Source organism: Promicromonospora sp. NFX87, assembly GCF_048564965.1.
GTDB lineage: Bacteria > Actinomycetota > Actinomycetes > Actinomycetales > Cellulomonadaceae > Promicromonospora.
In genome coordinates this window covers 5438556-5462473 of sequence record NZ_CP183413.1, presented here as the reverse complement: position 1 = coordinate 5462473, position 23918 = coordinate 5438556, and the positions used below count along the sequence as shown (strand labels likewise).

Annotated in this window: 37 protein-coding genes; 35 read left to right on the top strand and 2 right to left on the bottom strand. The window is 66.8% G+C overall.

The window, feature by feature from the left end; all coding sequences use genetic code 11:
- The first annotated feature begins 7 nt into the window (after positions 1–7).
- The 33 genes from fusA to rplQ all read left to right on the top strand — a co-directional run bounded on the left by fusA (position 8) and on the right by rplQ (position 20869).
- Entirely contained in the window at positions 8–2110 is a 2103-nt protein-coding gene (fusA, locus tag ACNYC2_RS24525; protein ID WP_419704264.1) for an elongation factor G, read from the top strand.
- A gap of 122 nt (positions 2111–2232) precedes the next feature.
- On the top strand, positions 2233–3429 hold the full coding sequence (tuf, locus tag ACNYC2_RS24520; protein WP_357510383.1) for an elongation factor Tu: 1197 nt from the start codon (positions 2233–2235) through the stop codon (positions 3427–3429).
- A gap of 525 nt (positions 3430–3954) precedes the next feature.
- The gene (gene rpsJ / locus ACNYC2_RS24515) at positions 3955–4263 is read left to right on the top strand and encodes a 30S ribosomal protein S10 (RefSeq protein WP_019146773.1); all 309 of its coding nucleotides are present in this window, start codon (positions 3955–3957) and stop codon (positions 4261–4263) included.
- 14 nt (positions 4264–4277) lie between these two features.
- Entirely contained in the window at positions 4278–4931 is a 654-nt protein-coding gene (gene rplC / locus ACNYC2_RS24510) for a 50S ribosomal protein L3 (RefSeq protein WP_357443963.1), read from the top strand.
- A gap of 5 nt (positions 4932–4936) precedes the next feature.
- Complete coding sequence (gene rplD / locus ACNYC2_RS24505; protein WP_419704263.1) at positions 4937–5629, top strand: 50S ribosomal protein L4; 693 nt, start codon at positions 4937–4939, stop codon at positions 5627–5629.
- Positions 5626–5928 carry a 50S ribosomal protein L23 gene (rplW, locus tag ACNYC2_RS24500; RefSeq protein ID WP_357443959.1) on the top strand — a complete coding sequence of 101 codons (303 nt, stop codon included), beginning with the start codon at positions 5626–5628 and terminating at the stop codon, positions 5926–5928. The genes rplD and rplW overlap by 4 nt, the downstream gene beginning before the upstream one ends.
- Positions 5929–5959: 31 nt before the next feature.
- On the top strand, positions 5960–6796 hold the full coding sequence (gene rplB, locus ACNYC2_RS24495) for a 50S ribosomal protein L2 (RefSeq protein WP_116673589.1): 837 nt from the start codon (positions 5960–5962) through the stop codon (positions 6794–6796).
- Between the two features lie 14 nt (positions 6797–6810).
- Positions 6811–7092, top strand: coding sequence for a 30S ribosomal protein S19 (gene rpsS, locus ACNYC2_RS24490; protein ID WP_253869175.1), 282 nt, complete (start codon positions 6811–6813; stop codon positions 7090–7092).
- Between the two features lie 68 nt (positions 7093–7160).
- Entirely contained in the window at positions 7161–7520 is a 360-nt protein-coding gene (gene rplV, locus ACNYC2_RS24485; RefSeq protein ID WP_116673591.1) for a 50S ribosomal protein L22, read from the top strand.
- Positions 7520–8374: a 30S ribosomal protein S3 gene (gene rpsC, locus ACNYC2_RS24480; protein WP_116673592.1), complete on the top strand. Its 855-nt coding sequence runs from the start codon at positions 7520–7522 to the stop codon at positions 8372–8374. The genes rplV and rpsC overlap by 1 nt, the downstream gene beginning before the upstream one ends.
- 2 nt (positions 8375–8376) lie before the next feature.
- Entirely contained in the window at positions 8377–8793 is a 417-nt protein-coding gene (gene rplP / locus ACNYC2_RS24475) for a 50S ribosomal protein L16 (RefSeq protein ID WP_108492297.1), read from the top strand.
- A gap of 1 nt (position 8794) precedes the next feature.
- Positions 8795–9034 (top strand): 50S ribosomal protein L29, encoded by a 240-nt coding sequence (rpmC, locus tag ACNYC2_RS24470; protein ID WP_116673593.1) that lies wholly within the window; start codon positions 8795–8797, stop codon positions 9032–9034.
- A gap of 4 nt (positions 9035–9038) precedes the next feature.
- Entirely contained in the window at positions 9039–9326 is a 288-nt protein-coding gene (gene rpsQ / locus ACNYC2_RS24465; RefSeq protein WP_419704262.1) for a 30S ribosomal protein S17, read from the top strand.
- 137 nt (positions 9327–9463) lie between these two features.
- The gene (gene rplN / locus ACNYC2_RS24460) at positions 9464–9832 is read left to right on the top strand and encodes a 50S ribosomal protein L14 (RefSeq protein ID WP_020016123.1); all 369 of its coding nucleotides are present in this window, start codon (positions 9464–9466) and stop codon (positions 9830–9832) included.
- Between the two features lie 2 nt (positions 9833–9834).
- Positions 9835–10176, top strand: coding sequence for a 50S ribosomal protein L24 (gene rplX / locus ACNYC2_RS24455; protein WP_116673595.1), 342 nt, complete (start codon positions 9835–9837; stop codon positions 10174–10176).
- A complete protein-coding gene (rplE, locus tag ACNYC2_RS24450; protein WP_377135520.1) occupies positions 10176–10748 on the top strand; it encodes a 50S ribosomal protein L5 in 573 nt (190 codons plus the stop codon). Before rplX ends, rplE begins: the two co-directional genes overlap by 1 nt.
- A 1-nt stretch (position 10749) precedes the next feature.
- A complete protein-coding gene (locus ACNYC2_RS24445; protein ID WP_021480434.1) occupies positions 10750–10935 on the top strand; it encodes a type Z 30S ribosomal protein S14 in 186 nt (61 codons plus the stop codon).
- Positions 10936–11008: 73 nt separating this feature from the next.
- The gene (rpsH, locus tag ACNYC2_RS24440; protein ID WP_357443703.1) at positions 11009–11407 is read left to right on the top strand and encodes a 30S ribosomal protein S8; all 399 of its coding nucleotides are present in this window, start codon (positions 11009–11011) and stop codon (positions 11405–11407) included.
- 21 nt (positions 11408–11428) lie between these two features.
- Complete coding sequence (rplF, locus tag ACNYC2_RS24435; protein ID WP_357510392.1) at positions 11429–11965, top strand: 50S ribosomal protein L6; 537 nt, start codon at positions 11429–11431, stop codon at positions 11963–11965.
- A 2-nt stretch (positions 11966–11967) separates the two neighbouring features.
- Positions 11968–12339 (top strand): 50S ribosomal protein L18, encoded by a 372-nt coding sequence (gene rplR / locus ACNYC2_RS24430; RefSeq protein WP_274993158.1) that lies wholly within the window; start codon positions 11968–11970, stop codon positions 12337–12339.
- A gap of 31 nt (positions 12340–12370) precedes the next feature.
- Positions 12371–13024: a 30S ribosomal protein S5 gene (rpsE, locus tag ACNYC2_RS24425; RefSeq protein WP_116673600.1), complete on the top strand. Its 654-nt coding sequence runs from the start codon at positions 12371–12373 to the stop codon at positions 13022–13024.
- Positions 13024–13206 (top strand): 50S ribosomal protein L30, encoded by a 183-nt coding sequence (gene rpmD, locus ACNYC2_RS24420; RefSeq protein ID WP_020016131.1) that lies wholly within the window; start codon positions 13024–13026, stop codon positions 13204–13206. Before rpsE ends, rpmD begins: the two co-directional genes overlap by 1 nt.
- Before the next feature lie 2 nt (positions 13207–13208).
- The gene (rplO, locus tag ACNYC2_RS24415; RefSeq protein ID WP_116677494.1) at positions 13209–13661 is read left to right on the top strand and encodes a 50S ribosomal protein L15; all 453 of its coding nucleotides are present in this window, start codon (positions 13209–13211) and stop codon (positions 13659–13661) included.
- A gap of 213 nt (positions 13662–13874) precedes the next feature.
- Complete coding sequence (gene secY / locus ACNYC2_RS24410) at positions 13875–15170, top strand: preprotein translocase subunit SecY (protein ID WP_419704261.1); 1296 nt, start codon at positions 13875–13877, stop codon at positions 15168–15170.
- 80 nt (positions 15171–15250) lie between these two features.
- The gene (locus tag ACNYC2_RS24405; RefSeq protein WP_419707895.1) at positions 15251–15808 is read left to right on the top strand and encodes an adenylate kinase; all 558 of its coding nucleotides are present in this window, start codon (positions 15251–15253) and stop codon (positions 15806–15808) included.
- Between the two features lie 3 nt (positions 15809–15811).
- Positions 15812–16699 carry a type I methionyl aminopeptidase gene (gene map / locus ACNYC2_RS24400; protein WP_419704260.1) on the top strand — a complete coding sequence of 296 codons (888 nt, stop codon included), beginning with the start codon at positions 15812–15814 and terminating at the stop codon, positions 16697–16699.
- A 144-nt stretch (positions 16700–16843) separates the two neighbouring features.
- Positions 16844–17230, top strand: coding sequence for a hypothetical protein (locus ACNYC2_RS24395; RefSeq protein ID WP_419704259.1), 387 nt, complete (start codon positions 16844–16846; stop codon positions 17228–17230).
- A 294-nt stretch (positions 17231–17524) separates the two neighbouring features.
- Positions 17525–17746, top strand: coding sequence for a translation initiation factor IF-1 (infA, locus tag ACNYC2_RS24390; RefSeq protein WP_116673604.1), 222 nt, complete (start codon positions 17525–17527; stop codon positions 17744–17746).
- A gap of 125 nt (positions 17747–17871) precedes the next feature.
- A complete protein-coding gene (rpmJ, locus tag ACNYC2_RS24385) occupies positions 17872–17985 on the top strand; it encodes a 50S ribosomal protein L36 (RefSeq protein WP_003956441.1) in 114 nt (37 codons plus the stop codon).
- 185 nt (positions 17986–18170) lie between these two features.
- On the top strand, positions 18171–18545 hold the full coding sequence (gene rpsM, locus ACNYC2_RS24380) for a 30S ribosomal protein S13 (protein WP_253869160.1): 375 nt from the start codon (positions 18171–18173) through the stop codon (positions 18543–18545).
- 75 nt (positions 18546–18620) lie between these two features.
- Positions 18621–19025, top strand: coding sequence for a 30S ribosomal protein S11 (rpsK, locus tag ACNYC2_RS24375; RefSeq protein WP_116673606.1), 405 nt, complete (start codon positions 18621–18623; stop codon positions 19023–19025).
- 184 nt (positions 19026–19209) lie between these two features.
- Positions 19210–20226: a DNA-directed RNA polymerase subunit alpha gene (locus ACNYC2_RS24370; protein WP_116673607.1), complete on the top strand. Its 1017-nt coding sequence runs from the start codon at positions 19210–19212 to the stop codon at positions 20224–20226.
- 55 nt (positions 20227–20281) lie between these two features.
- Positions 20282–20869: a 50S ribosomal protein L17 gene (gene rplQ, locus ACNYC2_RS24365; protein ID WP_419704258.1), complete on the top strand. Its 588-nt coding sequence runs from the start codon at positions 20282–20284 to the stop codon at positions 20867–20869.
- A gap of 81 nt (positions 20870–20950) precedes the next feature.
- On the opposite strand, the gene ACNYC2_RS24360 is transcribed toward rplQ, so the two are convergent.
- Positions 20951–21712: an ROK family protein gene (locus tag ACNYC2_RS24360; RefSeq protein ID WP_357443685.1), complete on the bottom strand. Its 762-nt coding sequence runs from the start codon at positions 21710–21712 to the stop codon at positions 20951–20953.
- Between the two features lie 39 nt (positions 21713–21751).
- On the opposite strand from ACNYC2_RS24360, the gene truA reads away from it, so the two are divergent.
- Positions 21752–22669 (top strand): tRNA pseudouridine(38-40) synthase TruA, encoded by a 918-nt coding sequence (gene truA / locus ACNYC2_RS24355; RefSeq protein ID WP_419704257.1) that lies wholly within the window; start codon positions 21752–21754, stop codon positions 22667–22669.
- A gap of 69 nt (positions 22670–22738) precedes the next feature.
- On the opposite strand, the gene ACNYC2_RS24350 is transcribed toward truA, so the two are convergent.
- Positions 22739–23164, bottom strand: a complete 426-nt coding sequence (locus ACNYC2_RS24350; RefSeq protein ID WP_419704256.1) for a DUF5709 domain-containing protein — start codon at positions 23162–23164, stop codon at positions 22739–22741.
- A gap of 281 nt (positions 23165–23445) precedes the next feature.
- Between ACNYC2_RS24350 and rplM the strand changes: the two genes are divergently transcribed.
- Positions 23446–23895, top strand: coding sequence for a 50S ribosomal protein L13 (gene rplM / locus ACNYC2_RS24345; RefSeq protein ID WP_116673612.1), 450 nt, complete (start codon positions 23446–23448; stop codon positions 23893–23895).
- Positions 23896–23918 lie beyond the last annotated feature (23 nt).

Sequence of the window (23918 nt, the reverse complement as noted above, 5' to 3'; positions counted from 1 at the left end):
AGACACCGTGGCACTCGACGTGCTGACCGACCTGAACAAGGTCCGCAACATCGGCATCATGGCCCACATCGATGCCGGAAAGACCACGACGACCGAGCGCATCCTGTTCTACACGGGTGTGAACTACAAGATCGGTGAGACGCACGACGGTGCGTCGACGATGGACTGGATGGAGCAGGAGCAGGAGCGCGGCATCACGATCACGTCCGCCGCGACGACCTGCTACTGGAAGAACAACCAGATCAACATCATCGATACGCCGGGTCACGTCGACTTCACGGTCGAGGTGGAGCGTTCGCTCCGCGTGCTCGACGGTGCCGTTGCCGTGTTCGACGGCAAGGAGGGTGTCGAGCCCCAGTCGGAGACGGTCTGGCGCCAGGCGGACAAGTACGACGTCCCCCGCATCTGCTTCGTCAACAAGATGGACAAGCTCGGTGCGGACTTCTACTTCACCGTCGACACCATCATCAACCGCCTCAAGGCGAAGCCGCTCGTCATCCAGCTCCCGATCGGGTCGGAGAACGACTTCGAGGGCGTTGTCGACCTCATCGAGATGAAGGCGCTCACGTGGCGCGGCGACACCAAGATGGGTGAGGAGTACGAGGTCGAGGAGATCCCGGCCGACATGCTCGAGAAGGCGCAGCAGTACCGCGCCGACCTGGTCGAGGCTGTCGCCGAGGCGGACGACGAGCTGCTCGAGAAGTTCCTCGGTGGCGAGGAGCTGACGATCCCGGAGATCAAGTCCGGTATCCGGAAGCTCGTCATCAAGTCCGCGGCCTTCCCGGTCCTGTGCGGCTCGGCGTTCAAGAACAAGGGCGTCCAGCCCATGCTCGACGCCGTGATCGACTACCTGCCGACCCCGCTCGACGTCCCGGCTGTCCAGGGTGTCGACGTCAAGGACGCAGAGAAGATCATCGAGCGTCGGCCGGACGAGTCGGAGCCGTTCTCGGCACTGGCGTTCAAGGTCGCCACGCACCCGTTCTTCGGCAAGCTGACCTACGTCCGCGTCTACTCGGGCAAGGTCGCGCAGGGCGCTGCCGTGCAGAACTCGACCAAGGGCAAGAAGGAGCGCATCGGGAAGCTCTTCCAGATGCACTCCAACAAGGAGAACCCGGTCGAGGAAGCGCACGCCGGCCACATCTACGCGTTCATCGGGCTCAAGGACGTCACCACCGGTGACACCCTGTGCGACCCGCAGAACCAGGTCATCCTCGAGTCGATGAGCTTCCCGGAGCCCGTCATCGACGTGGCCATCGAGCCGAAGACGAAGGCCGACCAGGAGAAGTTGTCGACCGCCATCCAGAAGCTCGCGCAGGAGGACCCGACCTTCCGCGTGCGCCTGGACGACGAGACCGGCCAGACCGTCATCGGCGGTATGGGCGAGCTCCACCTCGACATCCTCGTCGACCGTATGCGTCGCGAGTTCAAGGTCGAGGCCAACGTCGGTAAGCCGCAGGTCGCCTACCGCGAGACCATTCGCCGCACCGCGGAGAAGGTCGACTACACGCACAAGAAGCAGACCGGTGGCTCTGGCCAGTTCGCCAAGGTCCAGGTGACCTTCTCGCCGCTGGAGACGACGGAGGGCGAGCTCTACGAGTTCGAGAACGCCGTCACCGGTGGTCGTATCCCGCGCGAGTACATCCCGTCCGTGGACGCTGGTATCCAGTCGGCCATGCAGCAGGGTGTGCTGGCAGGCTTCCCGGTCGTCGGCGTCAAGGCGTCGCTGATCGACGGTGCGTACCACGACGTCGACTCCTCGGAGATGGCGTTCAAGATTGCCGGTTCGATGGTCTTCAAGGAAGGCGTCAAGCGCGCCGACCCTGTCCTGCTCGAGCCGGTCATGGCCGTCGAGGTGCGTACGCCCGAGGAGTACATGGGCGACGTGATCGGCGACATCAACTCCCGACGTGGCATGATCCAGTCCATGGAGGACGCGACCGGCGTCAAGGTCGTTCGCGCCCAGGTGCCGCTCAGTGAGATGTTCGGCTACATCGGTGACCTCCGGTCGAAGACCCAGGGTCGCGCGGTGTACTCGATGCAGTTCGACAGCTACGCCGAGGTTCCCAAGGCAGTTGCCGAAGAGATCATCAAGAAGACCCGGGGCGAGTGAGTCCCCACAGGTCGACCCGCACAACCAACCTGTAGGAAGAACCGCACGCCCCGCAGTTGTAGGCTTCTTGGCCGAGCATCTGCAACGTTCGGAACATCTACCCAAGTCCCAGGAGGACCCCAGTGGCTAAGGCCAAGTTCGAGCGGACCAAGCCGCACGTCAACATCGGCACGATCGGTCACGTCGACCACGGTAAGACGACGCTGACCGCCGCGATCTCGAAGACGCTTGCGGACAAGTACCCGGAGCTCCCGGCGAACACGCAGCGCAACTTCGACGAGATCGACGCCGCGCCGGAGGAGAAGCAGCGCGGTATCACGATCAACATCGCGCACATCGAGTACGAGACGCCGAAGCGCCACTACGCGCACGTCGACGCTCCGGGTCACGCCGACTACATCAAGAACATGATCACCGGTGCCGCGCAGATGGACGGCGCGATCCTGGTGGTTGCCGCGACCGACGGCCCGATGGCCCAGACGCGTGAGCACGTTCTGCTCGCCCGTCAGGTCGGCGTGCCGTACCTGATGGTGGCGCTCAACAAGTCCGACATGGTCGACGACGAGGAGATCCTCGAGCTCGTCGAGATGGAGGTCCGTGAGCTGCTGTCCTCGCAGGAGTTCGACGGCGACAACGCTCCCGTCGTCCGCGTCTCGGGCCTCAAGGCTCTCGAGGGCGACGCCGAGTGGGTCGAGAAGATCGTCGAGCTGATGGACGCCGTCGACGAGAACGTGCCGGAGCCGGTGCGTGACCTCGACAAGCCGTTCCTGATGCCGATCGAGGACGTCTTCACGATCACCGGTCGTGGCACCGTCGTCACCGGCAAGGTCGAGCGTGGCACGCTCGACATCAACTCCGACGTCGAGATCGTCGGTATCCGCGTGCCGCAGAAGACCACGGTCACGGGTATCGAGACGTTCCACAAGCAGATGGACCAGGCGCAGGCCGGCGACAACACCGGTCTCCTCCTGCGTGGCATCAAGCGCGAGGACGTCGAGCGCGGTCAGGTCATCGTGAAGCCGGGTTCGATCACCCCGCACACGAACTTCGAGGCTCAGGTCTACATCCTGGGCAAGGACGAGGGTGGCCGTCACAACCCGTTCTACTCGAACTACCGCCCGCAGTTCTACTTCCGCACCACGGACGTCACCGGCGTCATCACGCTGCCCGAGGGCACCGAGATGGTCATGCCCGGCGACAACACCGAGATGACGGTCGAGCTGATCCAGCCGATCGCCATGGAGGAGGGCCTGGGCTTCGCCATCCGCGAGGGTGGCCGCACGGTCGGTTCAGGCCGTGTCACCAAGATCCTCAAGTGATCTTGGAGCACAGACTCATCTGACGGAAGTCAGCTGAACGATGGGGCCCGGGTGCTTCGGCACCCGGGCCCCGTTGCGTAAGTAGCCCGCGTCACACGTCCTCCGTTTGGTACATGCGGAGACGTATGGCAAGATTGCATAGTTGCCTGTCAAGGGCGCGCTCTTTCAAGTGTCGAACAGTGTGCAGAACCGCAGTCCTTGGTCCCGGATCGTTCGGGGCCAACAGAGGCTGGAGCGGTCACCCTCCCGGGGAGAAACCGGGTGAGGGGTCGCGGGGTTTATCGCCTGTTGTTCGATACGTACGAGGCGCCCCGCGGAGCACACGTCCTTCGGTCTTCCGGAGGCACTGTTCCGAGCAGGCTCTGCAAACGTCGTGGTCGCTCTGGCTTGCAGCCAGCGCAGATCACTTCCCAACGGCCCCGGCACCAGCAATGGTGTTATGCGCCCGGCTGTGCCGCATTATGCGACACGCCCGAGTGCGTGGGTCGGACAGTAGCGGTTCGAGAGAGAGAGTCAGACGACGCCATGGCGGGACAGAAGATCCGCATCCGGCTCAAGTCCTACGACCACGAGGTGATCGACAGTTCGGCGCGCAAGATCGTCGACACGGTCACTCGCGCTGGTGCGACGGTCGTGGGTCCGGTGCCGCTGCCGACGGAGAAGAACGTCTTCGTTGTGATCCGGTCGCCTCACAAGTACAAGGACAGCCGCGAGCACTTCGAGATGCGTACGCACAAGCGGCTCATCGACATCATCGATCCCACGCCCAAGGCCGTCGACTCGCTCATGCGACTCGACCTGCCGGCGGACGTGAACATCGAGATCAAGCTCTGAGGCTGGAGGACATCATGACCAACCAGCAGAAGAACGTGACCGCGTTGCTCGGGACCAAGCTCGGCATGACGCAGCTCTGGGACGAGGCAGGCCGCCTCGTGCCGGTGACCGTTGTCGCCGTGGGCACCAATGTGGTGACCCAGGTCCGCACCGCAGACGCAGACGGTTATGCGGCTGTGCAGCTCGCGACCGGGCAGGTTGACCCGCGCAAGGTCACCAAGCCCCTCAAGGGCCACTTCGAGAAGGCCGGCGTCACGCCGCGCCGTCACGTGGCCGAGATCCGCACCGAGAACGCCTCCGAGTACACCCTTGGCCAGGAGATCACCGCCGACGCCTTCGAGGCCGGCGCGCTGGTCGACGTGGTCGGTACCACCAAGGGCAAGGGCACCGCCGGCGTCATGAAGCGTCACGGCTTCCATGGCGTGGGTGCCTCGCACGGTGCGCACCGCAACCACCGCAAGCCCGGCTCGATCGGTGGCGCTTCGACGCCGTCGCGAGTCTTCAAGGGCATGAAGATGGCCGGTCGGATGGGTAACGCCCGTCAGACCACCCAGAACCTGACCGTTCACGCGGTCGACGCCGAGAAGGGTCTGCTGCTCGTCAAGGGCGCGGTTCCCGGCCCCAAGGGTGGCGTCGTCCTCGTGCGTAACGCCGCGAAGGGAGCGTGAACCCGATGACCGCTCTGACTGTCGACGTCCTGGACGCCCAGGGCAAGAAGTCCGGCACCGCCGAGCTCCCTTCTGAGGTGTTCGACGTCGCCGTGAACATTCCGCTGATCCACCAGGTGGTCGTTGCGCAGCGCGCAGCCGCCCGCCAGGGGACCGCCTCCACGAAGACTCGTGGCGAGGTCCGCGGTGGTGGCCGCAAGCCGTACAAGCAGAAGGGCACCGGCCGCGCCCGTCAGGGTTCGACGCGTGCTCCGCAGTTTGCCGGCGGTGGCGTCGTCCACGGCCCGCAGCCGCGCAGCTACGACCAGCGCACCCCGAAGAAGATGAAGGCTGCCGCCCTGCGCGGTGCCCTCTCGGACCGGGCTCGTTCGGGTCGCGTGCACGTCGTCTCCGGCTTCGGCATCGAGGGTGTCCCCTCGACCAAGACGGCGCTTGCCACCATCACGAAGCTGACGACGCGTGCCCACGTGCTCGTCGTGACGCTGCGCGACGACGAGGCCACGGTCAAGTCCCTGCGCAACGTTCCCGAGGTGCACCTCCTGGTCGCTGACCAGCTGAACACCTATGACGTGCTCATCTCCGACGACGTCATCTTCACCGAGGGTGCGCTTGGCGCGTTCCTCGAGGGCCCGACCAAGGGCGCGAAGGCTGTCGCCACGGAGTCCGAGGCCGAGACCGCTGAGGAGACCGCCAAGTGACCGTCACCGTGAAGGACCCGCGCGACATCCTGATCGCGCCGGTCGTCTCCGAGAAGAGCTACAACCTTCTCGACGAGGGCAAGTACACCTTCATCGTCGACCCGAGCGCGAACAAGACCGAGATCAAGATCGCTATTGAGAAGGTCTTCAGCGTCAAGGTCGCGTCGGTGAACACGATGAACCGCAAGGGCAAGACGCGTCGCACGCGTTTTGGCCTCGGCAAGCGTAAGGACACGAAGCGTGCGATCGTCACCCTCCGCGAGGGCACGATCGACATCTTCGGCGGTCCGGTCGGCTGAGCTGACGAGAGACGATTGAGGACAGGTTTCCATGGGAATCCGTAAGTACAAGCCGACTACGCCCGGCCGCCGCGGCTCCAGCGTTGCCGACTTTGTCGAGATCACGCGCTCGCAGCCCGAGAAGTCGCTGATCCGCCCGCTGAGCAAGACCGGTGGTCGTAACAACACCGGTCGTATCACGACGCGTCACAAGGGTGGCGGCCACAAGCGCGCCTACCGCGTCATCGACTTCCGTCGTCACGACAAGGACGGCGTGCCCGCGAAGGTCGCTCACATCGAGTACGACCCCAACCGCACGGCACGCATCGCGCTCCTGCACTACGCGGACGGCGAGAAGCGCTACATCATCGCGCCGAACAAGCTGTCGCAGGGCGACCGCATCGAGGCCGGTGCGGGTGCCGACATCAAGCCCGGCAACAACCTGCCGCTGCGCAACATCCCGACCGGTACGGTCATCCACGCCATCGAGCTTCGGCCCGGCGGCGGTGCGAAGATCGCCCGCTCGGCTGGTGCGTCGGTGCAGCTCGTTGCCAAGGACGGCCCCTATGCGCAGCTGCGCATGCCGTCCGGCGAGATCCGGATGGTCGACCTGCGCTGCCGCGCGACGGTCGGCGAGGTCGGCAACGCCGAGCAGTCGAACATCAACTGGGGCAAGGCCGGCCGCATGCGGTGGAAGGGCAAGCGCCCGACCGTCCGTGGTGTCGCCATGAACCCGGTGGACCACCCCCACGGTGGTGGTGAAGGCAAGACGTCCGGCGGACGTCACCCGGTCAGCCCTTGGGGCCAGGCCGAGGGTCGTACCCGCCGTCCGAACAAGTCGAGCGACCGGATGATCGTCCGTCGCCGTCGTACCGGCAAGAAGCGCTGATAGGAGCCTGAAACATGCCTCGTAGCCTGAAGAAGGGCCCCTTCGTAGACGGACACCTCCAGAAGAAGGTGGACGTCCAGAACGAGAAGGGGACCAAGACAGTTATCAAGACCTGGTCCCGTCGGTCGGTTGTCACGCCCGACTTTCTCGGTCACACCTTTGCCGTGCACGACGGTCGCAAGCACGTCCCGGTCTTCGTGACCGAGTCGATGGTCGGCCACAAGCTCGGCGAGTTCGCTCCCACGCGGACCTTCCGCGGCCACGTGAAGGACGACAGGAAGGGTCGTCGCCGCTGAGGCGTGGGGTTCTCCCCGCACACAGCAGCGATGATCTGGACTGTCTGAGAAAAGGAAGCAGGACAGCAATGGAAGCCAAGGCGCAGGCGCGGTTCGTCCGTGTCACGCCCCAGAAGGCCCGGCGCGTCGTGGACCTCATCCGTGGCAAGCAGGCCTCTGAGGCCGTCGCGGTGCTGAAGTTCGCACCGCAGGCCGCCAGTGAGCCGATCCGCAAGGTCGTGGAGAGCGCGATCGCGAACGCTCGGGTGAAGGCCGACCGCGCGAGCGAGCGCTTCGACGAGGGCGACCTGGTCGTCTCCGCCGCGTTCGTGGACGAGGGGCCGACGCTCAAGCGTTTCCGGCCTCGGGCTCAGGGACGTGCTACGCGCATTCTCAAGCGCACCAGCCACATCACCGTGGTGCTCGCCGATAAGGAAGGGGCCCGATAGTGGGACAGAAGGTTCACCCGCACGGGTACCGCCTGGGTATTACGACTGACCACCGGTCGCGTTGGTTCGCCGACAGCACCAAGCCTGGTCAGCGGTACCGCGACTACGTCCGTGAGGACGTTCAGATCCGCAAGCTCATGGGCACCGGCCTCGAGCGTGCGGGTATCTCCAAGGTCGAGATCGAGCGCACCCGCGACCGTGTCCGCGTGGACATCCACACGGCACGTCCGGGCATCGTGATCGGTCGCCGAGGTGCTGAGGCCGACCGCATCCGCGGTGAGCTCGAGAAGCTCACGGGCAAGCAGGTTCAGCTCAACATCCTCGAGGTCAAGAACGCGGAGATCGACGCGCAGCTCGTTGCTCAGGGCATTGCCGAGCAGCTCGCCAGCCGTGTCTCCTTCCGTCGTGCGATGCGCAAGGGCATGCAGTCCGCCCAGCGTGCCGGCGCGAAGGGTATCCGCGTGCAGGTCGCCGGCCGTCTCGGCGGCGCCGAGATGAGCCGTTCGGAGTTCTACCGCGAGGGCCGCGTGCCCCTGCACACCCTCCGGGCGTACATCGACTACGGCTTCTACGAGGCCCGCACCACCTTCGGCCGTATCGGCGTCAAGGTGTGGATCTACAAGGGCGAGGTCACCGAGAAGGAGTTCGCCGCTCAGCAGGCCACTGCCGCACCCCGCGCGGGTCGCGGTCGTGGTGACCGTCCTGAGCGTGGCGAGCGCGGTGGCGAGCGCGGTGGCGACCGTCGCGGTGGTGGCGGACGTCGTAACGAGCGTCCGGCCGAGCGCAGCACTGAGGCAGCCCCCGCGGCTGAGGCAGCTGCTGCTCCGGCCGCTGAGACCGGAACGGAGGCCTGACCATGCTGATCCCGCGCAGGGTCAAGCACCGCAAGCAGCACCACCCGTCGCGCTCCGGTGCGGCAAAGGGTGGCACCCAGATCGCGTTCGGCGACTTCGGCATCCAGGCTCTGGAGCCGGCGTACGTCACCAACCGCCAGATCGAGGCGGCGCGTATCGCAATGACTCGCCACATCAAGCGTGGCGGAAAGGTGTGGATCAACATCTACCCGGACCGTCCGCTGACGAAGAAGCCTGCCGAGACCCGCATGGGTTCCGGTAAGGGTTCTCCGGAGTGGTGGGTCGCCAACGTCAAGCCCGGCCGGATCCTTTTCGAGCTGGCCGGTGTTGACGAGTCCCTTGCACGTGAGGCCATGCGCCGCGCGATGCACAAGCTCCCGATGAAGTGCCGTTTCGTGGTGCGCGAGGGTGGTGTCTGATATGGCTATCGGTACGCAGGGGCTTGCCCCCATCGATCTGGATGGCATGGACGACGAGACCCTCGTCGCCAAGCTGAAGGAAGCCAAGGAGGAGCTTTTCAACCTCCGCTTCCAGTCGGCGACCGGCCAGCTCGAGAGCCACGGTCGTCTCAAGGCCGTCCGTCGCGACATCGCCCGGATCTACACGATCCTGCGTGAGCGCGAGCTCGGCATCCGTACGGCTCCGAGCGTGAGTGAGTGAGGCAATGAGCGAGAAGACGACGCCTGAGGCCCCCGTGGCCCAGCGCCCGACGCGTAAGGTGCGCCGCGGCTACGTGGTCAGCGACAAGATGGACAAGACCATCGTGATCGAGGTCGAGGACCGGGTCAAGCACCCCCTCTACGCCAAGGTCATCCGTCGCACGACCAAGGTCAAGGCACACGACGAGCAGAACAGCGCCGGCATCGGCGACCTGGTCGTCATCATGGAGACCCGCCCGCTGTCCGCTACCAAGCGGTTCCGCCTGGTGGAGATCCTCGAGAAGGCCAAGTAAGGACTTCTACATCGGCAGGGGCGGTGCGTGACACACGTACGCGTGCCGTCCCGGCCTAGCACAGCAACTATCCGTTCGACCAGGCTCGCCGGAACCAGTCCGCGCGAGAACCAGTTCGACGACAGGAGTTCATTCAAATGATCCAGCAGGAGTCGCGACTTCGGGTCGCCGACAACACGGGTGCCAAGGAGATTCTCTGCATCCGCGTTCTCGGTGGTTCGGGCCGTCGCTACGCCGGAATCGGCGACACCATCGTCGCCACCGTCAAGGACGCGATCCCGGGCGGCAACGTGAAGAAGGGCGACGTCATCAAGGCTGTCGTCGTCCGGACCGCCAAGGAGCGCCGTCGTCCGGACGGTTCCTACATCAAGTTCGACGAGAACGCCGCCGTCATCCTCAAGAACGACGGCGAGCCTCGTGGAACCCGCATCTTCGGCCCGGTGGGCCGCGAGCTGCGTGACAAGCGGTTCATGAAGATCATCTCGCTGGCTCCGGAGGTGCTCTGACCATGGCGAAGATCAAGAAGGGCGACCAGGTCATCGTGATCTCGGGTCGTGACAAGGGCAAGACCGGCCGGGTGCTCGAGGTCCTCAAGGACTCCGACCGCCTCGTGGTCGAGGGTGTTCAGCGCGTCACGAAGCACACCAAGGTGGGTCAGTCGCAGCGCGGCGCCCGCACCGGTGGCATCGAGACGGTCGAGGCGCCGATCCACGTGAGCAACGTGATGATCGTCGACCCGGAGACCAAGAAGGGCACCCGCGTCGGGTACCGCGAGGAGCAGGTGGAGCGCGACGGTCGTACCAAGACCGTCCGGATCCGCGTTGCGAAGCGCTCCGGGAAGGACATCTGATGACCGAGACGACCATCGAGGCCCCGGCCCAGCCGCGCCTCAAGCAGAAGTACCGCGAGGAGATCCTCCCGGCGCTGATCGAGGAGTTCGGCCACACGAACCTGCACCAGGCCGGCGGTCTCACGAAGATCGTCGTGAACATGGGTGTGGGCGACGCGGCCAAGGACTCGAAGCTCATCGAGGGCGCTATCCGCGACCTCTCGGCGATCACCGGTCAGAAGCCGCAGGTCACCAAGGCTCGTAAGTCCATCGCACAGTTCAAGCTGCGCGAGGGCATGCCGATCGGTGCGCACGTGACGCTTCGCGGTGACCGCATGTGGGAGTTCCTGGACCGCCTGCTGGCGACCGCCCTGCCGCGTATCCGCGACTTCCGTGGTCTGTCGCCCAAGCAGTTCGACGGGCACGGCAACTACACCTTCGGTCTCACGGAGCAGTCGATGTTCCACGAGATCGACCAGGACAAGATCGACCGGGTCCGCGGTATGGACATCACGGTCGTGACGACGGCGACGACCGACGACGAGGGCCGCTCTCTGCTGCGCCGTCTCGGCTTCCCCTTCAAGGAGAACTGACATGGCGAAGAAGGCCCTGATCAACAAGGCGGCCGCCAAGCCGAAGTTCGCGGTTCGCGCCTACACCCGGTGCCAGAAGTGCGGTCGCCCGCACTCCGTTTACCGCAAGTTCGGCCTGTGCCGCATCTGCGTCCGGGAGATGGCCCACCGTGGCGAGCTTCCGGGCGTCACCAAGAGCAGCTGGTAACACAACTACGCCGTAGGTCTGTCCGGCCCCTCGAGGCCGTTCGGATACCCCGGCGAGGAAGGGCAAGAGCCCGATGACTATGACCGACCCGATCGCAGACATGCTGACCCGTCTGCGTAACGCGAACTCGGCGCACCACGACACGGTTTCCATGCCGTCGTCGAAGCTGAAGACGCACATTGCTGAGATCCTGCAGGCCGAGGGCTACATCGTCGGCTGGAACGTGGAGGACGCCCAGGTGGGCAAGACCCTCACGCTCGAGCTGAAGTACGGCCAGAACCGGGAGCGCGCCCTGGCGGGCGTGCGCCGCATCTCGAAGCCCGGTCTGCGTGTCTACCGCAAGTCCACCGATCTGCCCAAGGTGCTCGGCGGCCTGGGCGTGGCGATTCTGTCCACGTCCTCCGGCCTCCTCACCGACCGTCAGGCACAGGCCAAGGGCGTCGGCGGCGAAGTCCTCGCCTACGTCTGGTAATCCGGAAAGGAGAAAACGCCAATGTCTCGAATCGGCAAGCTTCCCGTTCCGGTCCCAGCCGGCGTGGACATCACTGTCAGCGGCGCGCTCGTGACCGTGAAGGGCCCCAAGGGTTCTCTCGAGCACAACGTGCCCGCACCCATCAATGTCGCTCAGGAGGACGCCCAGCTCGTGGTGTCGCGTCCTGACGACGAGCGGAACTCCCGTGCGCTGCACGGCCTGACCCGCACCCTGATCGCCAACATGATCACCGGTGTGACGCAGGGCTACGAGAAGAAGCTCGAGATCGTCGGTACTGGTTACCGCGTCGTGGCGAAGGGCTCGAGCCTGGAGTTCGCGCTCGGCTTCAGCCACCCTGTTGTCATCGAACCGCCCGCAGGCGTCACGTTCGCAGTCGAGAGCCCCACCAAGTTCTCGGTCTCCGGCATCGACAAGCAGCAGGTCGGCGAGGTCGCAGCGAACATTCGCAAGATCCGCAAGCCCGAGCCCTACAAGGGCAAGGGCGTGCGGTACGCCGGCGAGAACGTCCGCCGCAAGGTCGGAAAGGCTGGTAAGTGACGATGGCTATCAAGATCCTGGGCAAGGGCAAGTCCGTCGCTCGTCAGCGTCGCCACCTTCGCCTGCGCAAGAAGATCGCTGGCACCGCCGTTCGTCCGCGTCTCGTCGTCACCCGTTCCTCGCGCCACATGGTGGCGCAGGTCGTGGACGACAGCGTGGGCAAGACCGTCGCGTCTGCGTCGACCCTCGAGGCCGACCTGCGTGCGTTCGACGGCGACAAGACGGCCAAGGCCCGCAAGATCGGCGAGCTCGTCGCCGAGCGTGCCAAGGCTGTCGGCGTCGACACCGTCGTGTTCGACCGCGGCGGCAACAAGTACCACGGTCGCGTCGCTGCAGTGGCTGACGGCGCCCGCGAGGGCGGTCTGGCCCTGTGATGACCAACGCACGGAAGAAGAGGACTCTCTGATGGCTGCAGGGCAGCGCAGCGGCGCCCCCCAGGGTGCCGCCACCGAGAACAAGGACCGTAACGACCGCCGTGGTGGCGGCCGTGGCGGCGACCGTCGTGGGGCGCGCGAGGAAAAGAGCGCCTTCATCGAGAAGGTCGTCTCCATCAACCGCGTCTCCAAGGTCGTCAAGGGTGGCCGCCGCTTCAGCTTCACCGCGCTCGTCGTGGTGGGCGACGGTGACGGCACCGTAGGCGTCGGCTACGGCAAGGCCAAGGAGGTGCCCGCGGCGATCGCCAAGGGTGTCGAGGAGGCGAAGAAGAACTTCTTCCGCGTCCCTCGCATCCAGGGCACCATCCCTCACCCCATCCAGGGTGAGAAGGCCGCCGGTGTCGTGTTCCTGCGTCCGGCGTCCCCGGGTACCGGTGTTATCGCCGGTGGTCCGGTGCGCGCCGTGCTGGAGTGCGCCGGCATCCACGACGTGCTGAGCAAGTCGCTCGGTTCGTCGAACGCGATCAACATCGTGCACGCCACGGTCGCGGCCCTGAAGGGCCTCGAGGAGCCGGCTGCTGTTGCCGCTCGTCGTGGCCTCCCGCTCGAGGACGTGGCCCCGGCCGCGCTCCTGCGTGCGCAGGCCGCCGGTCGTGCCGAGTCGACTGCAAAGGCGGGTGCGTGATGGCTCGACTCAAGGTGACTCAGACCAAGTCCGCCATCGGCGGCAAGCAGAACCAGCGTGACACGCTGCGAACCCTCGGCCTCAAGCGGATCGGCGACACCGCCGTGAAGGAGGACCGTGCGGAGATTCGTGGCATGGTCAAGACGGTGGCGCACCTCGTCGCCGTCGAGGAGGTCGAGTGATCATGGCGGAGAACAAGCCGCTGAAGATGCATCACCTCCGTCCGGCCCCCGGCGCCAAGACCGCGAAGACCCGTGTGGGTCGCGGTGAAGGCTCGAAGGGTAAGACGGCAGGTCGCGGTACCAAGGGTACGAAGGCTCGTTACCAGGTCCCCGCAGGCTTCGAGGGTGGGCAGGTGCCTCTGCACATGCGCCTCCCGAAGCTGCGTGGGTTCAAGAACCCGTTCCGGGTGGAGTTCCAGGTCGTGAACCTGGACAAGCTCTCCACGCTGTTCCCCGATGGTGGCTCCGTCACCGTCGAGGACCTCGTCGCCAAGGGGGCGGTCCGCAAGGGTCAGCCCGTGAAGGTGCTCGGCAACGGTGAGATCACCGTCAAGCTCGAGATCGCGGTCGACCGCGTCTCGGCAACCGCCAAGGAGAAGATCCTGGCGGCCGGCGGTACGGTCTCGGAGGCCTGATACAGCTACAGGGCCGGCGGCGCATGATGCGCGGCCGGCCCTGTGTGCTCTCTTGATAATTTCCCGGGGCTCTTGTGGTCCGAAAGACCCCGTGAGCAACGTAGAATCCGACACGGTCTGGCTGCACCGTTGTGGTCTGGCCCACGTTCGACACATCTCGCCGGCGTTGCGCCGGCGACACTAGATCCCGCAACGGCGGGCCAGGAGGATAGGGTGCTCAGCGCTTTCGGCCGGGCTTTCCGGACGCCAGACCTGCGGCGCAAGCTGCTGTTCACGATCGCGATCATGGCGATCTTCCGGCTCGGGTCGTTCATACCGACTCCCGGCGTGGACTACGCGAACGTGCAGCAATGCATCGGTGAGCAAGGGGACAACACCCTGCTCGGCCTGATCAACGTTTTCAGCGGTGGCGCTCTGCTGCAGCTGTCGATCTTCGCCCTCGGGATCATGCCGTACATCACGGCTAGCATCATCGTGCAGCTGCTTCGCGTGGTGATCCCACGCTTCGAGGCGCTGCAGAAGGAGGGCCAGTCGGGTCAGACCAAGCTGACCCAGTACACGCGCTACCTCACCATCGGTCTCGCGATCCTGCAGTCGACCACCGTCATCACGACGGCGCGTCAGGGCCTGCTCTTCCAGGGCTGCGCAGTTCCCGTTATCCCCGATGACAGTGTTCTGACCTCCATCTTCATGGTCATCACCATGACCGCCGGTACGGGCCTCGTCATGTGGCTCGGCGAGCTGATCACCGAGCGCGGCGTCGGCAACGGCATGTCGCTCCTGATCTTCACGTCGATCGCCGCGAGCTTCCCGACGTCGCTCTGGTCGATCGCCGGTGGCGCCAACGGTGTCGTGAACTTCATCGTCATGATCCTCGTGATCATCCTGGTCATCGGCCTCGTGGTGTTCGTCGAGCAGTCGCAGCGCCGCATCCCGGTGCAGTACGCGAAGCGCATGGTGGGCCGCCGCATGTACGGCGGCACCAGCACCTACATCCCGATCAAGATCAACATGGCCGGTGTGATCCCGGTGATCTTCGCGGCGTCGATCCTGGCCATCCCGGGCCTTCTGGCCCAGTTCGGCGACCAGCAGGCCGAGTGGGTCATCTGGATCTCGAACAACCTGGTCCAGCAGTCGTCGCCGCTGTACATCGCGATCTACACGCTGATGATCATCTTCTTCTGCTTCTTCTACACCTCGATCACGTTCAACCCGGACGAGGTCGCGGACAACATGAAGAAGTACGGCGGCTTCATCCCCGGCATCCGGGCCGGCCGCCCCACGGCGGAGTACCTGGACTTCGTGATCACCAGGATCACCTCCGCCGGTTCCGTGTACCTCGCGCTGGTTGCGCTGATCCCGACGCTGGTGCTCGTCTTCCTGGGCGTCAGCACGGCCCTGCCCTTCGGCGGTGCCTCGATCCTCATCGTGGTCGGTGTCGGGCTGGATACGGTCAAGCAGATCGATTCACAGCTGCAGCAGCGCCATTACGAAGGATTTCTCCGTTGAGCCAGACCCCCTCCACCGCCTCTCGTCGCGAGCTCCACGCTCGTCCGGACAAGGAGGGCCAGGTCACGCGCCTGGTCATCATGGGCCCGCAGGGCGTCGGCAAGGGCACGCAGGCCGCCCGCCTCGCCGAGGTGTTCGGGATCGTCGCCATCTCCACCGGCGACATCTTCCGGGCCAACATCAAGGGCAACACGGAGCTCGGCACCACGGCCAAGGAGTACATCGACAAGGGTGAGCTCGTCCCGGACGAGATCACCAACGCGATGGTCCGCGACCGCCTCGGCGACGAGGACGTCAAGGGCGGGTTCCTGCTGGACGGGTACCCGCGCAACGCGGCCCAGGTCGCCGAGCTGGACACCACGCTCGCGGGCTTCGGTTGGGAGCTCGACGGCGTGATCGAGCTGACGGCGGACCGGGACGTCCTGATGGAGCGTCTCACCAAGCGCGCCGAGGACGAGGGCCGTGAGGACGACACCCCTGAGGGGATCGCCCGCCGGCTCGACATCTACAGCACGGAGACGGCTCCCCTCACCGCCGCGTACGCGGAGCGGGGGCTGCTCGCCAAGGTGGACGGCGTCGGTGAGATCACCGAGGTCACCGACCGCATCGTCGCCGCCCTCGCGGCCCAGCTGGGCTGAGGCGTGGTCTTCGGGCGGGACCGCGTCGAGTACAAGACACCGGACCAGGTACGCCTCATGCGGCGTGCCGGTCTGGTGGTCGCGGACACTCTTGCCGCGGTCCGGTCCGCGGCCCGGCCCGGCGTCACCACCGCTGACCTCGACGCCGTGGCCGCCAAGGCCATCGACGACGCCGGTGCGGCGCCGTCGTTCCTGGGCTACCACGGGTTCACCGGAGTCATCTGCACGTCGGTCAACGACGAGGTCATCCACGGCATCCCGGGCAGCCGGGTGCTGGCAGCGGGTGACCTCGTCTCGATCGACTGCGGCGCGATAGTCGAGGGCTGGCACGGTGACTCGGCGCTCTCGTTCGTCCTGGGCCCCGACGGGGCACTCGACCACACGCTGCCCGACGACGACCTGGTCGCCGCGGGCGCTGACCTCGCCGACGTCGCGCTCGTCCGGACCACGGAGACCGCCATGTGGGCGGGCATCGCCACGCTGGCGTCCGCGAAGCGCCTGAACGCGGTGGGCGCGGCGGTGGAGACCGCCGTCGAGATGGCCGGCGAGTTCAACGGCATCGACTACGGCATCGTCGAGGACTACGTCGGGCACGGCATCGGCAGCGCCATGCACCAGCCGCCGGACGTGCACAACTACAAGACGGCCGGTTCCGGTCCTCGGCTGCGGTCGGGCATGTGCCTGGCGATCGAGCCGATGATCACGCGCGGCGAGTCCGAGACCCGGGTGCTCGAGGACGACTGGACGGTGGTCACCGTCGACGGCTCCCGTGCGGCGCACTGGGAGCACTCCACCGCGATCATGGAGGACGGCATCATCGTCCTCACGGCGGTCGACGGGGGAGCGGAGCGCCTCGGCGTCTTCGGCGTGCAGCCGGTCTCGCTCGACTGAGCCGGAGGTGCAGCGCAGGGTGCGGGCCGAGGAACGAGGCACGCGCCCGAAGCGGAACCGCAGGCTCGGTCGATGGCTGCAGAGCCTGAGCGACTTTCACCCGGGGCCTATTTAAGTCGGAGTCAGTTGGCTACGATCTGGCTTGTGACCGACGAAGCGCACACTCCGCCCCGTAGCACCGGCGCTCCTGGGCCTGGCGCGCGGACACGGGTCCTCCCGGCTGCACGTCGTGGCCTCGAACGGTTCGGGCGCTGGCTCGCCACCTGGGGCCGCCGGCTCGCGCCGAGCCCGTTCCTCTGGGTGGGCGTGGTTCTCGGGTTCGGCACCTCGCTGCTCGTGTGGGAGTTGGTCCTGCTGCTCGGCGTGGTGGTGTGGCTGCTCGGCGTGTGGTTCTGGCGGGCGCGGGCCAGTCACGTGCTGGTCGCGCTCGGCCTGGGCATGGTGCTCGGGTGGCTCCCCATGCTGTTCTTCTTCGTCACCAGCCTTCCGCACACGATGATCGGCCTGCCGGGCGTCGAGTACGACCTCTGAGGGGCTCGTCGTGGCGAGGCTCACGGCCGGGAGCGGCTGTCGCCGTCGTCCTGCGCTTTGAATGCTTTCCGAAGTGACGTAGGCTGGACCGCTGGGTGTAGTCCGTTCAACGCCTCCAGTTCTTGAAAGGGTGCCGAGGCGCCTGCCGGTCCCCGCGCGAGCGGGGCGCAGGCCGAGGCACACGAGGTTGGCGGTACACGGACACACACGACATCCACACCCGACTGTCGGCTCCGCAGGGCTCCTGCGGTGCCGTGGGCGTGGAAGCAGTCACGACGAGAGTTAGCGGAGGATATGGCAAAGAAGGACGGTGTCATCGAGATCGAGGGCAGTGTGATCGAGGCTCTGCCGAACGCGATGTTCCGCGTCGAGCTGTCGAACGGTCACAGGGTTCTCGCGCACATCTCGGGCAAGATGCGACAGCACTACATCCGGATCCTCCCCGAGGACCGCGTGGTGGTGGAGCTCAGCCCGTACGACCTGTCCCGCGGCCGGATCGTCTACCGCTACAAGTAGTCAGTCCCCGATCCGGGGCTATGTCACTCGCGGCCTGGCCAGAGGTGACGTCGCCGCACGATCGACCACCCACGACACTGCTGCGTGCGCTCCGAGAGACCGGGCGCCGTGGTGGAGGAAAAACCATGAAGGTCAAGCCGAGCGTCAAGAAGATCTGCGACAAGTGCAAGGTGATTCGCCGGCACGGTCGCGTCATGGTGATCTGCGACAACCTGCGCCACAAGCAGCGCCAGGGCTGATCACGTCCCGGGCATCCGCCCGGGGTCCGGTGGCTGAGGCCACCACCAGCGCACCACCTCGAACCTCACCCAGCGGGCAACCGCGCAGGTGAGGGGAACCCTCGGCCCGGAGGCCGGGGCTCGCGTGAATCGCGGGATGGCGGTGCGGCAGACCTCCGATGAGCAGTACAGGAGCCGGAAGGCACATGGCACGTCTTATCGGCGTCGACCTCCCCCGCGACAAGCGGCTTGAGGTTGCGCTCACTTACATCTTCGGTGTGGGTCGTACCCGCGCGAAGGAGACCCTGGCCGCCACGGGCATCAGCCCGGACGTCCGCGTCAAGGACCTCGGCGACGCCGAGCTCGTTGCGCTCCGCGACCACCTCGAGGGCAACTTCAAGCTCGAGGGTGACCTCCGCCGTGAGGTCGCGGCCGACATCCGCCGCAAGGTCGAGATCGGTACCTACCAGGGCATCCGCCACCGTCGCGGGCTGCCGGTGCGTGGTCAGCGCACAAAGACCAACGCGCGTACCCGCAAGGGTCCCAAGCGCACCGTCGCGGGCAAGAAGAAGGCCCGCTGATAGCAGTCCGTGGAGCGGTCGGCTCATCGAGCTGAGACCGCCCCGGTCCGATCAGACCAGGAGATTCAAAAACACATGCCTCCCAAGACTCGCGCCGCAGCCGGCCGCAAGCCGCGCCGCAAGGACAAGAAGAACGTCCCGCTCGGCCAGGCGCACATCAAGTCCACGTTCAACAACACGATCATCTCGATCACGGACCCCTCGGGTGCTGTGATCGCATGGGCGTCCGCCGGCCACGTCGGCTTCAAGGGCTCCCGTAAGTCGACCCCGTACGCCGCGCAGATGGCAGCCGAGTCGGCCGCTCGTCGTGCGCAGGAGCACGGCGTCAAGAAGGTCGACGTCTTCGTCAAGGGCCCGGGTTCCGGTCGCGAGACCGCGATCCGCTCGCTCCAGGCGACCGGCCTCGAGGTCGGCTCGATCCAGGACGTGACGCCCCAGGCTCACAACGGCTGCCGCCCCCCGAAGCGTCGCCGCGTCTGATGTTTGTTGCGCCAGGTTGTGCCTCCGGCCCTGGGGCCGGAGGCACAACCTGATCGCGACATCGGCTCACCGTCAGCGGTGAGCACCATTGCCTGGTCGAGACGGACAGAGTTCTCACCAGGCCGCGAGAGATCGCAGCCGTGATGCGTCATATAGCGGACGCACACTCGAAAGGACACCCACAGTGCTTATCGCACAGCGCCCCACGCTGACCGAAGAGGTCATCTCGGAGAGCCGTTCCCGCTTCTCCATCGAGCCGCTCGAGCCTGGCTTCGGCTACACGCTCGGCAACTCGATGCGTCGCACCCTGCTGTCGTCCATCCCGGGCGCGGCCGTCACGTCCATCCGTATCGACGGTGTGCTGCACGAGTTCAGCACCGTGTCGGGCGTGAAGGAAGACGTCACCGAGATCATCCTCAACATCAAGAACCTCGTCGTCTCCTCGGAGAACGACGAGCCCGTCGTGATGTACCTGCGCAAGCAGGGCGCCGGCGTCGTGACCGCTGCGGACATCGTTCCGCCGGCGGGGGTCGAGGTCCACAACCCCGACCTGCACATCGCCACCCTCAACGACAAGGGCAAGCTCGAGATCGAGCTGACCGTCGAGCGGGGCCGTGGGTACGTGTCCGCCGCGCAGAACAAGCAGTTCGACGCGGAGATCGGGCGCATCCCGGTCGACTCGATCTACTCGCCGGTCCTCAAGGTCACGTACAAGGTCGAGGCCACCCGAGTCGAGCAGCGCACCGACTTCGACAAGCTCATTGTCGACGTCGAGACGAAGCAGGCAATCACGCCTCGCGACGCGCTCGCCTCGGCTGGCAAGACCCTGGTCGAGCTGTTCGGCCTGGCACGTGAGCTGAACGTCGAGGCCGAGGGCATCGAGATCGGGCCGTCGCCCACGGACACCGCGCTTGCCGCGGACCTGGCGCTGCCGATCGAGGAGCTCAACCTCACCATCCGTTCGTACAACTGCCTCAAGCGCGAGGGCATCCACCAGGTGGGCGAGCTTGTTGCCCGCAGCGAGGCGGACCTGCTCGACATCCGCAACTTCGGTGCGAAGTCGATCACCGAGGTCAAGGAGAAGCTGGCCGAGCTCGGCCTCAGCCTCAAGGACTCGCCGCTGGACTTCGATCCGGCCGGCGCTTCGTACTTCGAGGGTAGCGACTCCGCGGCCTACAGCGGCGACGAGCAGTCGTACTGACGTCCCACGTCCGGCCTAGGCCGGACGTGCGGAACCACTTCCAAGGAGACAAGTAATGCCTACCCCTACCAAGGGCGCGCGGCTCGGCGGTAGCCCGGCTCACGAGCGTCTGATTCTCGCGAACCTGTCCACCTCCCTCTTCGAGCACGGCCGCATCACGACCACGGAGACCAAGGCCAAGCGCCTGCGTCCCCTGGCCGAGCGTCTGATCACGTTCGCGAAGAAGGGCGACCTGTCCGCCCGTCGCCGCGTGCTCACCGTCGTGCGTGACAAGGGCGTGGTGCACACGCTCTTCACCGAGATCGCCCCGGCCATGGCCGAGCGCAACGGTGGCTACACGCGCATCACCAAGATCGGCACCCGCAAGGGTGACAACGCGCCCATGGCGGTCATCGAGCTCGTCACCGAGCCCGTGAGCCCCAAGCAGGCAGTCGTCAAGGAGGCCACCAAGGCCACCGAGAAGGCCGCTGACGTGACCGAGGCCCCGGCCGAGGACGCGGTCGTCGAGGACGCTCCGGTGGAGGACGCCCCGGTCGAGGACGTCGTCACCGACGCCCCCGCCGAGGACGCCGCTGCCGAGGCCCCCAAGAAGAAGAAGGCGGCTCCCAAGAAGAAGGCCGCCGAGGAGACGAAGGAGGCCTGAGCCTCTTTCTTCCCTGCACGACGCCGGGCCGCACCTTCCGTACGGAGGGTGCGGCCCGGCGTCGTCGTGCGTAGCAGTGCGTCACTGAGCAGGCAGCAGGTCCCAGGCACGCGCGCCGCCCACCAGCGCGGCGGAGTTCGGGACGATGACGACGTCGTCGCCGAGCCGGGCGAGCGCCGACGGCGTGATGCGCCGCGCGTTGCCACCCCCGAGGTAGAGCCGGTCCCAGTGGAAGACGGGTCGCAGCCCGTCGACGACCGTGACCACGCGTCGGGACCACAGGCCGTCGCCCAGCCGACGTCGTTCGGGCTCGCCGATGTACTGGTCGTACGTCAGGCTGCGGCGCACCGGGGCGTGCGACCACTCCAGGTGCGGCGCGATCCGGCCGCCGTGGAACATCGCGGTGCCGAGGCCGGTGCCGAGCGTGATGACCAGCTCGAGGCCCGACGCCGCGACGACTCCCGCGCCGTGCACCTCGGCGTCGTTCAGGACCAGCGCGGGCAGGTTCAGCCGGCTGGCGACGGCCGCGCGCATGTCGAAGCTGTGCCATGCGTCGAGCAGGGCCGGATCCACGCGCGAACGCGGCCCCGACCGGGTGATGTAGTGCGGCGTGTGCACGACGACGCCGCTCCGGATCATGCCGGGCATGCCGACCGTGACCCGTCCGGCCGCCGGGAGGTCGGTGGCGATCTTCGCGATCGTGTCCACGAGGAGCTCGGGCGGCAGCGGGTAGGGCGTCGGTACGCGGACGGGCGCCGCGTGAGCGGTGCCCGACGAGTCGAGGACCGCTGCCTTGATCCCGCCTCCACCGCAGTCGACCGCCAGCGTGAGGATGTCTGCCATGACGTCACTGTACGAACTCTGACGCGGGGATCGGGGAAGATGGCTGGCGTGAACGAGTTCATCAGGGTCCGGCTCGACCTCGCCTACGACGGCACCGACTTCGCCGGCTGGGCGCGCCAGCCCGGTCTGCGCACCGTGGAGGGTGCCCTCGAGGACGGGCTCGCGCGGCTCCTGCGCAGCGAGCAGAACGGCAGCTCGACGCCGCGCTTCACGGTCGCCGGGCGGACCGACTCGGGCGTTCACGCGCGGGGTCAGGTGGCGCACTTCGACATCGAGGCGGGTGCCTGGGCCAGGCTCCCGGGCCGTTCTGCGGGTTCCGGCCGCAGCCCGGAGGAGGCGCTGGTGGCCCGGCTGGCCAGCGTGCTGCCCACCGACGTCGTCGTCCGCGGCGCCAGGCAGGCGGCGCCCGGGTTCGATGCGCGCTTCTCCGCCCTGCGGCGGCGCTACACGTACCGGATCGCCGACGCGCCGGAGCTCCGGGACCCGCTGCGCCGCAGGCACGTCCTGTGGTCCCGCAAACCGCTCGACGCCGCCGCGATGGACGATGCCGTACGCCCGCTCGTCGGGGTGCGGGACTTCGCCTCGTACTGCAAGCCCCGCCCGGGCGCGACGACCATCCGGGAGCTGCAGCACATCGCCTGGGAGCGGCCGGCCGACGGGCCGGACGCGGGCCTCGTGGTCGGGCACGTCGTCGCGGACGCGTTCTGCCACAACATGGTGCGGGCCCTCGTCGGGGCGTCGATGGGGGTGGGGGAGGGGCGCCGCCCCGTGAGCTGGCCCGCGGAGCTCCTGGCGAGCCGCCGCCGGGACGCGGGCGTCTTCGTCGTGCCCCCGGAGGGTCTGTGCCTCGAGGAGATCACGTTCCCGCCGGACGAGGAGCTCGCCGCCCGCGCGGACGCCGTCCGCGCGAAGCGGATGGACGAGGACGTCTGGGACGAGACCCCGGCCGCGAAGTAGAGCGCCTGTCCGAGTCTCCCTGAGGTCACCAGGGAGACTCGGACAGGCGCTCTACTTCGCGGCCGGGGGTTAGGGCTCCTCGACCCAGTGGATCGCGGCCTCCTCGGCGCTGGCGCCGGCGCCGTCAATGCCCGCGTCGGTGCCGTACAGGTCGTTCTGGCGGCTGCCGTCCTCGGCCGCGTAGCTGCCGGGGTCCGCGTCGGGGTCGGACACGAGCCGTCCCGCGCGCGACGTGTCGGCGCGGTCCAGCGGGTCCTCCTGCCAGACGTCCGGCTCTTCCTCGCTGAGGCGCTGGTCCATCGGCTCGCGGTTCCGCTCCTCCCACGAGGTCTCGCCCCAGTGGTTGCTCCGCGGGCGCTCGGGCGGGGAGTAGCCCTCGTCGAGGTTGTCCTTGGTGCCCCGGCTGTAGAGGGTGTCCTCCGCCGGTAGCTGGTCGGTGTCGCCCTCGGCGATCCCGTCCGGTCCTGGCATGGTGGCTGGGGTTTCCTCGGTCATGTACCTACCGTGGCACCAGTTCCGCGCAGACGCCACAGGCAGACGTGTCGAACCTCATGCCGTTCGCGACACATCGGTGCCCGCTTCGCTTTGACCCCTGGGGAAGCAGCCAGGTACTCTAATGAGTCGTTGTGCTTTGTCACGACGTCCTGCGTAAGCACCGAGCCCACTCGAGTGCCGACGAACGGCCCGGACGTCACTCTGACCCCCGCGCACAACGACCTGACTCTTCGGGCGCTGCTTCTCGCCCGACGACACCGAAAACGAAAAGGTTACGAACCGTGCGTACGTACACCCCCAAGCCCGGCGACGTCCAGCGCGACTGGCACGTCATCGACGCGACCGACGTCGTCCTGGGCCGCCTGGCAAGCCAGGTCGCCATTCTGCTGCGCGGGAAGCACAAGCCGACTTTCGCTCCGCACGTCGACGGTGGTGACTTCGTCATCATCATCAACGCGGACAAGGTCGCGCTGAGCGGCAACAAGCGCGAGACCAAGCTGGCCTACCGCCACTCGGGTTACCCGGGCGGCCTCACTGCCACCCCGTACGGCGAGTTCCTGGACACCAAGCCGGAGCGCGCCGTCGAGAAGGCCGTGCGCGGCATGATCCCCAAGACCTCGCTCGGTCGGACGCAGATGACCCACCTGAAGGTCTACGCCGGCTCTGAGCACCCGCACACGGCGCAGCAGGCCAAGCCGTTCGAGATCACCCAGGTTTCGCAGCAGGCTTGAGCCGCTGCCGGATCGCAACGCTG

Bases quoted from the DNA above. Each gene is read 5' to 3' on its own strand.
- ACNYC2_RS24445 (WP_021480434.1), top strand. From the start codon at position 10,750: ATGGCGAAGAAGGCCCTGATCAACAAGGCGGCCGCCAAGCCGAAGTTC.
- rpsQ (WP_419704262.1), top strand. From the start codon at position 9,039: ATGAGCGAGAAGACGACGCCTGAGGCCCCCGTGGCCCAGCGCCCGACG.
- rpsJ (WP_019146773.1), top strand. From the start codon at position 3,955: ATGGCGGGACAGAAGATCCGCATCCGGCTCAAGTCCTACGACCACGAG.
- infA (WP_116673604.1), top strand. From the start codon at position 17,525: ATGGCAAAGAAGGACGGTGTCATCGAGATCGAGGGCAGTGTGATCGAG.
- ACNYC2_RS24360 (WP_357443685.1), bottom strand. From the start codon at position 21,712: ATGGCAGACATCCTCACGCTGGCGGTCGACTGCGGTGGAGGCGGGATC.
- ACNYC2_RS24405 (WP_419707895.1), top strand. From the start codon at position 15,251: ATGGGCCCGCAGGGCGTCGGCAAGGGCACGCAGGCCGCCCGCCTCGCC.
- rplO (WP_116677494.1), top strand. From the start codon at position 13,209: ATGGCGGAGAACAAGCCGCTGAAGATGCATCACCTCCGTCCGGCCCCC.
- rplN (WP_020016123.1), top strand. From the start codon at position 9,464: ATGATCCAGCAGGAGTCGCGACTTCGGGTCGCCGACAACACGGGTGCC.
- rpsM (WP_253869160.1), top strand. From the start codon at position 18,171: ATGGCACGTCTTATCGGCGTCGACCTCCCCCGCGACAAGCGGCTTGAG.
- rplE (WP_377135520.1), top strand. From the start codon at position 10,176: ATGACCGAGACGACCATCGAGGCCCCGGCCCAGCCGCGCCTCAAGCAG.
- rpsE (WP_116673600.1), top strand. From the start codon at position 12,371: ATGGCTGCAGGGCAGCGCAGCGGCGCCCCCCAGGGTGCCGCCACCGAG.
- truA (WP_419704257.1), top strand. From the start codon at position 21,752: ATGGCTGGCGTGAACGAGTTCATCAGGGTCCGGCTCGACCTCGCCTAC.
- rplQ (WP_419704258.1), top strand. From the start codon at position 20,282: ATGCCTACCCCTACCAAGGGCGCGCGGCTCGGCGGTAGCCCGGCTCAC.
- rplP (WP_108492297.1), top strand. From the start codon at position 8,377: ATGCTGATCCCGCGCAGGGTCAAGCACCGCAAGCAGCACCACCCGTCG.
- rplR (WP_274993158.1), top strand. From the start codon at position 11,968: ATGGCTATCAAGATCCTGGGCAAGGGCAAGTCCGTCGCTCGTCAGCGT.
- rplC (WP_357443963.1), top strand. From the start codon at position 4,278: ATGACCAACCAGCAGAAGAACGTGACCGCGTTGCTCGGGACCAAGCTC.
- rpsK (WP_116673606.1), top strand. From the start codon at position 18,621: ATGCCTCCCAAGACTCGCGCCGCAGCCGGCCGCAAGCCGCGCCGCAAG.
- rplB (WP_116673589.1), top strand. From the start codon at position 5,960: ATGGGAATCCGTAAGTACAAGCCGACTACGCCCGGCCGCCGCGGCTCC.
- ACNYC2_RS24350 (WP_419704256.1), bottom strand. From the start codon at position 23,164: ATGACCGAGGAAACCCCAGCCACCATGCCAGGACCGGACGGGATCGCC.
- rpmC (WP_116673593.1), top strand. From the start codon at position 8,795: ATGGCTATCGGTACGCAGGGGCTTGCCCCCATCGATCTGGATGGCATG.
- rpsS (WP_253869175.1), top strand. From the start codon at position 6,811: ATGCCTCGTAGCCTGAAGAAGGGCCCCTTCGTAGACGGACACCTCCAG.
- rplX (WP_116673595.1), top strand. From the start codon at position 9,835: ATGGCGAAGATCAAGAAGGGCGACCAGGTCATCGTGATCTCGGGTCGT.
- rpmJ (WP_003956441.1), top strand. From the start codon at position 17,872: ATGAAGGTCAAGCCGAGCGTCAAGAAGATCTGCGACAAGTGCAAGGTG.
- rplD (WP_419704263.1), top strand. From the start codon at position 4,937: ATGACCGCTCTGACTGTCGACGTCCTGGACGCCCAGGGCAAGAAGTCC.
- rpsH (WP_357443703.1), top strand. From the start codon at position 11,009: ATGACTATGACCGACCCGATCGCAGACATGCTGACCCGTCTGCGTAAC.
- rpmD (WP_020016131.1), top strand. From the start codon at position 13,024: ATGGCTCGACTCAAGGTGACTCAGACCAAGTCCGCCATCGGCGGCAAG.
- rplF (WP_357510392.1), top strand. From the start codon at position 11,429: ATGTCTCGAATCGGCAAGCTTCCCGTTCCGGTCCCAGCCGGCGTGGAC.
- rplV (WP_116673591.1), top strand. From the start codon at position 7,161: ATGGAAGCCAAGGCGCAGGCGCGGTTCGTCCGTGTCACGCCCCAGAAG.